Here is a 12,324-nt window from a genome sequence, read left to right on the forward strand (position 1 = left end):
GTTGCTGCGAGTCCTTCCCCCATGGCTTTTTCCGTTGCTACCTGGAACATCAACTCCGTGCGCCTGCGCATGCCGCTGGTCGAGCAGTTTCTGCGCGACCATCAGCCCGATGTTCTGTGTCTTCAGGAAACCAAGTGCCCGGACGATCAGTTCCCCTCCAAGGGGTTTCGCGCGCTCGGCTATGAGCATATCGCGATCAGCGGCCAGAAGGGCTATCACGGTGTTGCGACCATCTCGCGCCGTCCTTTGTCCGACGTCGACAAGATCGGCTTTTGCGATATGGGCGATTGCCGCCATTTGAGCGCTGTCGTCGAAGCTGGAAACAAGAAGCTCCGCATCCATAATTTCTACGTGCCAGCGGGCGGTGACGAGCCGGACCCGGCAATCAATCCGAAATTCGCCCATAAGCTCGGCTTTCTGGAAGAAATGCGGGCCGTTGTGGCGGACAGGCAGGACGGTCTGTCGTCGATCCTTGTGGGCGATCTCAACATCGCGCCGCTGGAAAACGATGTCTGGTCGCATAAGCAGCTTTTGAAGATCGTCAGCCATACGCCGATCGAGACCGAGACGCTGGAAGACCTGCGCGTCAAGGGCGGCTGGAGCGACCTCATGCGCCAGATCATTCCAGCGGATCAGAAAATCTATACCTGGTGGAGTTATCGCGCCAAGGATTGGGATGAATCGGATCGTGGTCGCCGCCTCGACCATATCTGGGGTTCCGCTGATCTGGAGGTCCATATGAAGGGCTTGCAAATCTTGCGCGATGCGCGCGGCTGGGAGCGGCCGTCAGACCACGTCCCTGTTATCGCGACATTTGATCTGGATTGATTTCGTAACAGTCCCTATATTGGGAGCAGTCTAAACAAGGAGAGAAGAACGATGGATCAGGCAGCACTGTATCAACCAACCAGTGTTTTCAATGTTTCCATGGTTCGCAATGACTGCTCCTCTCACACTTCAGGACGTTTCCTGCATCACGGCTGATGGCCGCACGCTTTTCGAATCCGTCAATTTCAGCGTGACCGAAGGCCGTATCGGGCTGGTCGGGCGCAATGGTGCGGGTAAATCCACGCTTCTCAATATCATGAGCGGTGCCTTGGCGCCGACTTCCGGCGCTGTCACGCGACACGGCAGGCTCGGTGTTCTGCAACAGAATATTGTGACTGACGGCGGGCGGACGCTGGCCGATCTGTTCGACCTTTCCGCAGCGTTCACCATGCTTTCGCGCATTGAAGCCGGGCTGGGGTCGGATAACGACTTTGAACAAGCGGACTGGCTGTTGCCACAGCGCTTTGCCGATGCCTTGCAGCGCTTCGGGCTGGCGCTTGAACCGCAGACACCCCTTGCAACGCTCAGCGGTGGGCAGCGGACGCGCGCCGCTCTCGCCGCCCTTCTTTTCCATCAGCCTGATATCATTCTTCTGGATGAGCCGACTAACAATCTCGATCATGATGGCCGTCTGGCCGTGATGACTATGCTGGCAGAGTGGCGCGGGGCGGCTATTGTCGTCAGCCATGATCGCGCCTCGTTGCGAAAAATGGATGGCATTGCCGAACTTTCGCAAGGTGGCTTGCATCTTTATGGCGGTAACTGGGATTTTTACCACGACAAGAAGCAGGAAGAACGGGACAATGCGGCCCGCAATCTTCAGCTTGCCCAACGCGATGTGAAACAGGTTCAACGCAAGGCGCAGGATGCAGTCGAACGACAAGCGCGCAGCGATGCGCGTGGGCGCAATTCCCGTACCGATGCAGGCATGAGCAAATTGTTGCTCGATGCGCGAGAAGACAGGGCGCAGAAGACAGGCGGCAAAGGTGAGGCGCTTGCGGATCGCAATATGCAGAAGGCTGAGGCGCAACTGAGAGAAGCCGAGGCGCTGGTCGAAACTGTCAAGCCGATGCGTTTCAGCGTCGAGCGCGAGGCGCTTCCCTCTGGGCGCGTCCTTCTGCAAATGGACAGCGTGTCGGGCGGGCCGCGACCAGAAGCGCCCGTCATACGCGATTTTTCGATGAAGATTGTCGGACCGGAGCGCATTGCAATACGCGGTGCGAATGGCGCGGGCAAGACATCACTGCTGCGGCTTGTCACGGGGGAATTGCTGCCGGTTGCCGGGCGCGTGCAGTGTTTCGTGCCGACCGCCATGTTCGACCAGCAGATGAGCTTGATGGACCGCAAAGCCACGCTTTATGAGAACTTCCGGCATCTCAATCCGGATGCGAATGACAATGATGCCCGCGCAGCGCTGGCGCGTTTTTCATTTCGGGGCGAAGCTTCGTCCCGGCTTGCCGGAGAACTGAGTGGCGGTGAGTTGCTGCGCGCAGCACTTGCCTGCGTGTTGGGTGGAACGCAGAAGCCGGAACTGCTGATCCTGGACGAGCCGACCAATCATCTCGATCTCGATTCCATCGAGGCGCTGGAAGCGGCATTGAACGACTATGAAGGCGGCTTAGTTGTCGTCAGCCACGATCAGGCGTTTCTAGATGCTATCGGGATCGAAAGGATGATTGATCTGTAGGTTCAGCGAATTGCCAGGGGGTCGCGCGGAGGATTTGCAGGCGGCTAACCTGCTCTATTCGTCTACAGTGATTCTTTCAAAATTTGGGGGGAATTTTGGATTTGTCCTTCGGGCCAAACCGCCGAAAGAGACTGAGGGGATAGAATAAGATTAGAGAAGGCCGAAGGTGCGGGCTTTCGCGACCGCCTGAACTTTATTCACCGCAACAAGCTTCGTCAGCACGTTGCTGATATGGAAATTCACGGTACGGGTTGAGATATTGAGAATTGCGCCGATGATTTCCGATGTTTTGCCCTCGCTGGCCCAGTGCAGGATTTCCCTTTCACGCGCCGTCAGATTGACCTCGGAAACGCAGTTCATGGTTGGAACATCGAGATGTTCATACATGGACAGATGAAGCAAATTGGCCGAAATCTGCATCTGACGACGCAACGTGGCGATTTCGCCGGAAGTTAATGGCGGATCGCTTCTGATGAAAGACAGCATGCCGAATACGCCCTGCGCGGCCCAGCAAGGCTGCGAAATACCAACCTTGAAGCCAAAACTCTGTGCATCCGTCCAGATTTGAGGCGCCTCGGCATATAGTTTCGCCGACCAGACCAGCGGCTCGATGCTGTTTAATGCTTTACGAATAAGCGGATCTTCCTCCGCGTATTTTTTTGAAGCGTAATGATCTACCCACTCTTGCGGCAGAGAGCCGAAGCTGAGCCATTTCACCACGCCATTGAGCAGTGGAACGCGCATGATATAGGACACATGTGCGAACCCGCGCTGTTTGGCATAGTTGTCTATATGCTCCAGAAGCTGCCCAGCATCATCAGCGGATTGCATGGATTCATAAATTTGTTCCCATTTCATTGCAGACACCCAATAAGAATGTTTTGTTTATGCTCATACGTATAATTTAGTAGGGTATTGTATTCAGATTTACTGAAACAATTTCACCATATTACTCTCTTTTTTACAAGATTTTAATAGGTTTTCTAACAATTTTAATTTAAATGTCGGATGCTGTTTGAAATGTATTCTAAATTAGAAAATTCTTATTTTTTTTCGCTAATAGAAATCTGTTGAGCAGGAGCAGGAGAGAGAAAGGCCGGCTAGTGCTATTTGGGCTTTTGATCCGTATTTGGCTCAAACATCCCCGCGCCGCTGTATCAAATTGCGGAGTCGCTAAAGGCTCTCATCAGGAATGCACATTCTCGAAGATTGGCTCTCGACTTCTGAAAGCTTCAACATACGAGCGTTCAGGTGTCGCGCATTATCTTCATGCTGCTTTGGTCGCCCCTCCCCTTCCCCCCGAAGGCGATGTGCTCAAGCGCGATAAGTTGCGATTGAGCACATCAGTTGGCATTGGTTATTAATATAAGTCTTGCTGGTTATCTCAAAATATCCTCATTTTATGAGAATCTTTTTGAATACCGAGAGAGAATATTCAGTTCTATTATGTGATCCTTTATTCCAAATTCAGGGTGTTCAAAGTGACTCCATCAAGTACCTTTGACCACTCATTGCTTACTGTATAGTCAGCTTGGAATGTTCCTTTATCATACCCAACTATATATTCAGGTTCGATGTATATAATGGAGTCTGATTCTGGTGTTTCGATTGTGTATTCAATTAGTACGGTTCTTCCGATCGATTCATTATTGGTGTTGAATCCGTTAAGGTACAAATAAAGGTATAATGATTCACCTTCCTTGAAATAAGAAGATGCGGGAATTGTAACCTCTATTCCATCTGACGCATTGCTCAAATTAATTATAGTCGTATCATGAGGAAGCCTTGGCTTATTTAGTTTTCTATCTGTATTCGGGTCTGGTTTATTCTCCAACTTATATCCCAGTACGCGGGGGCTGTTTGTATGCCCCAGATAATTTGAACCAATGTTGTCAATTACCATGTAATTGAAAGTGTTTTTTCCGGTGTTGCCCTGGTCGAGGCAGATCGTGGTATAAGGGAATATTACGCCATCTAATGCCTGATCGTTGGATACAATTTTGATGGTTTCCACCCGATTTTTTCCGTCCTCGCTGCTCGCAATCCAAAATACGACATCAGGGTGAACGGCTGGATTGTAAGATACCCGAGGCATAGAGAGCCGGAAGCCCGGATCAATGCTCGACGGCCTTTCAGGAATGTGAATTGGGTTATCAAAATCGACCGAATCGTCATGCATTTCTCCCGAATCGAATGTTGCGATAACGAAAGTATCTATGAGGCTGGACGCTAGCTTTTCGGATCCCATACGGACCTTAACGTTACCCTTGAAACGGTCGACACAGCCAATCCTGAGAACACAAATCCCTTCGGGATCGGTGTGCATGGATATTTCGTTTCCTTTATCTGGTACGGGCGTCCTGTCAGCGTAAAAGTATCTCAACCCGTCAACATTGGGCGATACGGACCAAATCACTTCCTTGCCACCTTGCGGTTTGCCGCCAGACATATATCGGAAGGTGCACGTTATGAGCTGACTATCGTCGTGCGGATCGACCTCCTGATTGACGTACGGATTGTCGGGCTTAGGTCGCGGATTGTGCGCATAGTGGCTGCTGAGCACTAACGTATAGTCCTCGCCCTCGCCCCCTCCTGCGAATGTCAAATCGAATTCCCTTTTGGCATCCGTGTGGTTTGCCTTCACAAGGAAGTGCGCCGTTCCTGCACTCTTCCCTTTGATAGTCGCCTTGGCTTCACCGTTTTCATCAGTGGCAGTTTCCTTTTCAACGCAATAGATATTGCTGTCCCAACTACCCCAGTCGATCGGGTAGTTTTGCAATGGGTATTCGTGATTATGAGTAAGCTTTACGACAATTGGGATATCCTGCTCGATGGGCCATCCGTCAAGATGCGTGGGTGCTATCAGATCCAAATTATTATAAGGGGAGGGGCCCGCGAAGGTTAGAGTAACAGAATCAGAATGAACAGAATGGTCTTCCGTCCTTGCCGTTACCGTTGTGGTGACTCCATCTCCGGGATAGCCAGAACCCGTTCCGAGCGAGAACGTCATTTCGGCAACACCATTTGGGTCGGAGAATGACGAGTCTTTATGGGCAACCGCCGGTGTCCCGACAAAATCCCAGTATATTTCCGCACTGGGCAGCAGATTGTGGTCTGCGTCTTGGACCTTTGCTCGGATCGTAACGTCGGTGTCATAAAGGATCGTTGAAGGATCCGGTTCGCTTATGGTTATGAATGCGGGTTGGTTGTTTTGTTTGACGAATTGCAGCTTAAAGGGGCGCTCGGCAGTCTTGCCTGCTTTGGGGGCCTTGGGGTCGAAAATGACTGTTTTCTCCACATTCCCCTTAATAGTCGCGCTGGCTTTACCCTCACTGTCGGTCGTTGTTATTGGCTTGATGCCTGTAACCGTGAGGCTGGGGTCCCACTCACCCCAGTCAATTGTGTAATTTTCCAATGGGTATTCATCGTTATGTGTCAATTCCACCACGATATCGAATTCTTCGCCAACGGCATGTGTGCTTTGGTCCGCCGGTGAAATCAGAGCCAGATGATTGTTTGTGGCGGGGCCGGTGAACGTCAGGGTCACTGCCTCGGATAGAACGGAGCCGTTCAGAATCTTTGCGGTCACCGTTGTAGAGACCCATTCCTCAGGATACCCGAACTGCGTGCTCAACGAGAATTTGGCAGAGGCGATTCCGTCGGAATTCGTGGTTGACGGCTGCGGGGATGTAACAGAAGGCTTTCCCTCGAAATCCCATTCCACCGTCACGTCGGGCACACCATGGCCTTCAGCGTTCGTCACAACCGCTCGGATTGGCACGTCGGTGTCATACAGGATCGACGAAGGATCCACATCGCTAATCTTGACGTTCGAGGGCAGCTTGCTGTCCTTGACGAAGGTTAAATAGACCGGCAAGTGGGCATTTGCTTCGTCTGAACCAGGATATAATGTAACTAAACCCTCTTCCGTTCCAGATATAATTGCTTGAACGTTTCCGTTCGACCCGGTTTCTGTATCGTGAGTTCCGACTGTAAAGCTATCTGGAAAATTCCATTCGAAAGGATATTTTTTCAGCGGATAATCTTTGCACGAAAGTTTCATCACAAGATGAACCGATTGGCCGACATTCCATGTCGTGTCATTACCCGGCATAAGCAGTGCGACATTATTCTCATTGCCGGGACCGGCAAACCCGAGACCGTCCTTTACGTCTGACTTGGTCGAACCATCCGCGAAGGTGGCGGTCGCCTTGGCGGACACGACAATCGGCTTTTCAGGCAAGCCGTTGGTGGTGGAGTATCGGAACGTGGTCGCAGCGACACCATCAGAATTCGTGTTACTGGTTTTCTGTTGAATGATATAGCCATCCACACTGAAATCCCAAAATACACTTATCTCTGGTAGCCCGACACCGTTGTGGTCAGTAACCATCGCCTGAATCGGCACGTCGGTGTCATACAGGATCGTGAGAGGGTCTACGTCGTCTATCTTGATATTGCCGATTTGTGCTTCCTGCTGCACGAATTGCAGGTCAAAGGAGCAGTGGGCGGCGTTACCTGCTTTGAGAGCCGTGGGCTCGAAGTGGACCGTTTTTTCCATCGTCCCTTGAACGGTCAACCTGGCTTCACCAGACCCGTCGGTCGTTGGCTTGTTTCCTAAAATGTTTACACTTGCGTCCAAAGTACCCCAGTCGATTTCGTAATTTTCCAGCGGATAGCCTGCATCGCTGGTCAATTTGACCACGATATCGAACTTTTTATCGATATCCCATTTGCTGTGGTCCGTTGGCGAAACTAAATCCAAGTGATTGTTTGTAGCAGGGCCTGTGAAGGTCAGTCTCGCAGGTGTGGACGGAATAAGGCCTTCCTGAATGTATGCGGTCGCTATTGTCGAGACCCAATCAACGGGGAAACCTGAACCAGTGCTAAACGAGAAGTTGGCCTCGGCTACGCCGTCGGAATTCGTGGATGATGTCCATGTGTGAGCAACCGACGGCGTTCCTTTGAAATCCCACTCAACCGTCACGCCGGGCACACCGCCGCCTTGGGTGTTCGTCACAACTGCCTTAATCGGTACGTCAGTGTCGTACAGGATCGTGGACGAATCCACATCGTCAATCTCTATATACTTGGGCGATTGATCTGGTTCTAGGAAGTCCAAATTAAAGTATACGTCTTTCCCAGCGGGTGTAGAATAAATGGTAAATCCAGGATATCCCGGATGCTTTGACGCGATGGTGGCAGTGGCTAAGCCATCCTCGTCTGTGCATTTGTCAAGCCGTTGTATATCGAATACATTTTCAAAAATATTCCATGTGATTTCGTAATTTTTCAATGGGTATTCGTTGTTGTGACTCAATTTTATGACAATATCCAGTGGTACGCCAACGGTCCACGTGCTGTCCACTAGGGGCGAAATCAGATCCATGCTATTATCTGGGGATGGGCCGGTAAAGGTCAGTGTCACAGGATCGGACGCTGTGGAGCCATCTCGGAGACGAGCTATGACTGTTGTGGTGACTCCGTCGCCAGGATAGCCTGCCTCGGTGCAGAGCGAGAATAAAGCTTTGGCGATACCCTCGGAACTCGTGGTCGAGCTCTTGGTGTGCGCCACGGGCGGCGTTCCCTCGAACTCCCAGTCTACCGTTTCGTTACCCAGAAAATTGCCATCCTCGTCTGTCACAATCGCCTTGATTGGAACGTCGGTGTCGTACAGGATGGTGGAAGGGTCCACTTTCTCTATCTTGATATGTTTGGTTTGTGTTTCCTGCCCGAAATTCACGTGGACTGGGCAAGAGATATTCGCCTCTTGTGCCCAAACCGTGAAGTCAATCGGTCCACCGACAGTGGCAACGAGACTGGCCTTTGCGATACCATTGACATCGGTGGTCGCGCTGGGGTTTTTGATAGTGAAGCCAGGCCCCGAAGCGGGCCACTCAATGGGATAATTTGTTAGCGGGTATCGGTGGTTCTGCGACAAATCCACGGTGACTTGGACGGTCTGACCCAGGGGGTAGGTCTCAGTTGGTTCGGGAGTGATTAAATCCAGCGCGTTGTCTTTTGCAGGACCAGTAAAAGTCAGCTGCATAGGCTTTGACGCGACGCCGCTCGTGGTTTGCGCTGTCAGCTTTATGGAAGCCCATGGCGCAGGATATCCCGATTGTGTACGATATACAAACGAGCCTTCGACGTGGCCGTCAGAGCCGCTAGTTGATGGGTCGCAGGAGATGTTCGGTGGGTTTCCGTCAAATACCCACTTTACGGTTATTCCAGGGACGCCACTACCGGTCTCGTCCAAAACGGTCGCCTTTATAGCCACCGGGGTGTCGTATAAAAGAGCATCACTTTCTATTGGATCTATCGTGATGTCGCTAGGCAATGTGCCCTGCTCGACATAATTCAGCTGGACGGCAACATCGCCAGCGTCCGTGTTTGGAGCGCTAACAATTATTTCGGTCGTCCCTGTTCTTGTTCCCGTAATTTCCGCCGTAGCTTCACCGTATGTGTCGGTCTCTGACTTATGGGTTCCTAACACGCCTCCATTGCTCGGCTGCCCCCAAGTGATAGGAAAGCGTTTCAGCGGATACTCATCATTATGATCGTTGTGGACGAGTTTAACGCGTACGGTGGTCGATTGGTTAACGACATGTGGGGTCTCGTCGGCTGGCGAAGTGATTTTCAGCCGAGCTTGAGCAGTTTTGCCAGTGAACGTCAGGGATGCTGATTGAGTATGGCCATAATCATCCCTTACTGTCACCGACGTAGCGACTGGTGAAGTTGGTAAACCGCTGTTCTTGGTAGAATATTCCAGCCAGGTCTGGGAGTCGTTCTGAAGATCTGGCGTTTGTGTGCTTTCTTGCCCGGTCACGCCGTTCGTATAGCTCCAGTGCAACCCCACAGAAGATATTTTCCTGTCTTCGGCGTCATAGACGCACGCAGACAAACCCACCTGAGTGTCGTACAGCATGTCTGTACTTTTTGGAGGGTGCAACTCAATTCTTTGCGGATAAGCCGTCAGAGTCTGGAAGAAGTAATTTTCCGAAGTATCAGAGTGGGGTATTGTAATTGGAAGATCCAAGCCTAACCAAGTATGTGGTTTGTATTGAAGAGTGGCTTCGCCCTTATCATTCGTCTTATCGTCAAATCCTATCAGTTGGTCGTCTAATGGCGAAATGCCCCATTTGACGTCATAATTCTTCATCAAGCTGCCAAATTGATTGGTTAGTCGCACCGTGATATTATTTTTAATCATGTAGATAATTACGTTCATGCTTGGTTCTACCAGCGTTAACGCAATTTTTTGAGTTTTCCCGTTGAATGTGACCACCGCCGTTTGGCTACCGGTATAAGGGTCGGCCTCATCAAAGGTTCCCGTTATGGTCAAAACGATATCGTCCGTAGGAAACCCATTCGATGTATCATACCGGAATACGAGTTTTCCTGCCCCATTACTTAATAACGTCGACTTGTCATAAACCAAACCGGCAGCTGACTGGCCGCTCGCTACGGTCACATCCCAGTTTATCTTTGCGGTGCCTATGTTGCCAGTCCACTGGGCTTTAGCGGCGACCCCTATAGTCAAATTGGTATCGTAAAACGACTGACTTTTGTCCGGCACAGTTAAGGTGATAAAGGCGGTTTCCAACGTTGAAATGACGGAGGAGTCCGATTCTTCCGGATATAGGGCTGTCGCTGAAACGTGATCATTGCCGTCGAAATTATCTGCTGAACCCTTGTGTTTGGCAGCTTTGGATACAGTAAATTCGAGCTCAAGCGAAGCATCCGGTTCGTCTTGCGGTGAGACGGCGATGCGGACCAAGGTGCTGGCGCTTGCATCGTCAGGCGATGCTTTAATACGATTGGCGCCCTGACCCTTGCTGTCGGTCACCGTGGTCGACTGCTCCAGAACGGCATCGCCCTCGATAACGCGCCACACGAGTTTGCGATTGGTTAACGGCTTCTGTCGGCTGTCCTTGTAAATGACGGCCAGCTCGACGAATTCATTATTGGGAAGCACAAGATCGGAATCTGCGACCGAAGGCTTAAAAAGCAGCGTATTATTTTTCTGAGTGAGAATGAACTTTTTCATTCTGCTCTCCTATTTGTTTCAACGGGAAAATGTTGCCAGCTCCATCGGAACTGGCAACTCAAGGGCTCCAGAGCGCATAGTGGCTTTTTCAACTGGCAGCGTGTACTTGCACAATTGACAGCTGCATGCTGCGATCTGGCGCTGCAAACCGTATTGTAATTCTGGGCCTCACGCGTTTCGGAACGGCGTGAACGGGCGGTTCGAACAAATCCGGGTGGATCCAAATAGGGGAGAGGCGTCGGTGTTTTAAACTGAAATGGAACCGTTAGAGAAAATCTCTCTTGGTCCCGATAACATCCGCTTTCACGCCACAGCTATTTCCGAGTTAGATTGCGGCCCGAATATTCATCCGCATGGCTTTGTTCTGGCTGTCGAAATGGCCACTGCGGGGTGGGAAACCAGTTCACCGAACTGATTTCCCTGTAAGAAAATTTTTTCTAAGCCACCTGGGTTCGAAGCAACCGGGAGGCTTTGAAGTCAATTAGCTTGCTGCTGGACCGACTGTATTCAAGTCACCAATATTAATTTCTCTGGGCTGAGCCAACCCTTTACCATTTGGGTCTCTCAACATGTAATCAATAGCGAATGTCCCAGCATGACCATGATCATCCATACCATAACCCTGGATGTTCGTCTTTGGGACTGTGATCTTATACGGATCTCCTAATTGACCAGCCACCAGCACCCGACCTTTAATTGAAATCTTATCTGATTTCGGATCATGGTAGAAGCCGTCAAAGCCATTTAGATAGAGGTACAATTCAACGTAATTGCCGTCTTTCCACAAAGGAATAGCATAAGCGTCCTGGGGCGCAGGAATAGTAATAACCAAATCGTCTCTTGCATTGTTTATAATAGTTCCGTCCCACGGCAATTGCGCTCTTTCCATCCAGCGATGGATACCCACTCCGGGCGTATTGTCATCTGGAGTGCCCATGACGGCACGGGTAGGCACTAAAGCAGAAGCGGTATTGCCCGCAAACATTGTAAGAGCAAAGAAGTTTTCTTCGCCTGCTACCGTGTTTAACCAGTCAATCGGAACCCTGAAACCAGTGGTATAAGCTTTCTCAGGCTGCTGTGTTTGAGCGTTACCGCCGTTCACCAACAGGGTTACCAATGCACCTTCCTTGCCCATCATGTTGAGACGCAAGTCGTCGGGTATGTGGAGGGTAATATGGTCTGAGTTATCACCGAAAGAAAGATTTCCGTCGTCATCGCTAGGATATTCGATAGGGCTGAATTCATCATCTTCGTCAGTATCATCGGTGAATGTGACGTAGTTGGGCATACCCTGTGGTGGAGTGAAGAAAGTGGATCCTTCAACGGTAAGAGACGGTTTCAATATTATCTTGTCGTGCGACCAGATGTAAAAAGTCACGATTCCGTCCTGTGCCGACGTGAGTTCAAAAGTAGCACTTCCTGAGTGAATCGTGTCTACTCTCTTTTTATTGGCGTCAAAAACCTGTATGCTGGTTTGGTTAGATGTGAATCTACACTTTGCTTTTGAAACGGGCCCAGTATCACCGTCTACCCTGAATTTCACTTGCAATGCTTTGTCTGCAGAAGGGTTATCCGAGCGGTCTGGCGTGAATAAGTTCGGAAAATTGATAATTGTTATATAATTACTCATAGGGAAGTCCTCTTGTTTGCTATTGCTCACAAAAGGTGCCTTTTTCCGAAGTAAGCAACAACTGTCAGGTTCGGTATGATAATTGGTGGTTTTACCGGTTGCGTGGGCGGCTTTCCCGATTCAGCTGCG

Annotated in this window: 5 protein-coding genes; 2 read left to right on the forward strand and 3 right to left on the reverse strand. The window is 50.6% G+C overall.

All coding sequences use genetic code 11. The features are described 5' to 3' along the window. Positions 1-21: 21 nt before the first annotated feature. Both xth and FIC94_RS19580 read left to right on the forward strand, forming a co-directional pair. Positions 22-828: an exodeoxyribonuclease III gene (gene xth / locus FIC94_RS19575; protein ID WP_140026116.1), complete on the forward strand. Its 807-nt coding sequence runs from the start codon at positions 22-24 to the stop codon at positions 826-828. 109 nt (positions 829-937) lie between these two features. Beyond that, on the forward strand, positions 938-2,515 hold the full coding sequence (locus FIC94_RS19580; protein WP_140026117.1) for an ABC-F family ATP-binding cassette domain-containing protein: 1,578 nt from the start codon (positions 938-940) through the stop codon (positions 2,513-2,515). A gap of 150 nt (positions 2,516-2,665) precedes the next feature. On the opposite strand, the gene FIC94_RS19585 is transcribed toward FIC94_RS19580, so the two are convergent. The 3 genes from FIC94_RS19585 to FIC94_RS19595 form a co-directional block, all read right to left on the reverse strand. Beyond that, positions 2,666-3,373 carry a LuxR family transcriptional regulator gene (locus FIC94_RS19585; protein WP_140026118.1) on the reverse strand — a complete coding sequence of 236 codons (708 nt, stop codon included), beginning with the start codon at positions 3,371-3,373 and terminating at the stop codon, positions 2,666-2,668. A 598-nt stretch (positions 3,374-3,971) separates the two neighbouring features. After that, a complete protein-coding gene (locus FIC94_RS19590; RefSeq protein WP_140026119.1) occupies positions 3,972-10,565 on the reverse strand; it encodes an Ig-like domain-containing protein in 6,594 nt (2,197 codons plus the stop codon). Positions 10,566-11,046: 481 nt separating this feature from the next. Further along, entirely contained in the window at positions 11,047-12,195 is a 1,149-nt protein-coding gene (locus FIC94_RS19595; protein ID WP_140026120.1) for a hypothetical protein, read from the reverse strand. Between the last annotated feature and the right edge of the window lie 129 nt (positions 12,196-12,324).

This window comes from Ochrobactrum teleogrylli (assembly GCF_006376685.1).
Lineage (GTDB): Bacteria > Pseudomonadota > Alphaproteobacteria > Rhizobiales > Rhizobiaceae > Brucella > Brucella teleogrylli.

Bases quoted from the DNA above. Each gene is read 5' to 3' on its own strand.
- xth (WP_140026116.1), top strand. From the start codon at position 22: ATGGCTTTTTCCGTTGCTACCTGGAACATCAACTCCGTGCGCCTGCGC.
- FIC94_RS19580 (WP_140026117.1), top strand. From the start codon at position 938: ATGACTGCTCCTCTCACACTTCAGGACGTTTCCTGCATCACGGCTGAT.
- FIC94_RS19585 (WP_140026118.1), bottom strand. From the start codon at position 3,373: ATGAAATGGGAACAAATTTATGAATCCATGCAATCCGCTGATGATGCT.
- FIC94_RS19590 (WP_140026119.1), bottom strand. From the start codon at position 10,565: ATGAAAAAGTTCATTCTCACTCAGAAAAATAATACGCTGCTTTTTAAG.
- FIC94_RS19595 (WP_140026120.1), bottom strand. From the start codon at position 12,195: ATGAGTAATTATATAACAATTATCAATTTTCCGAACTTATTCACGCCA.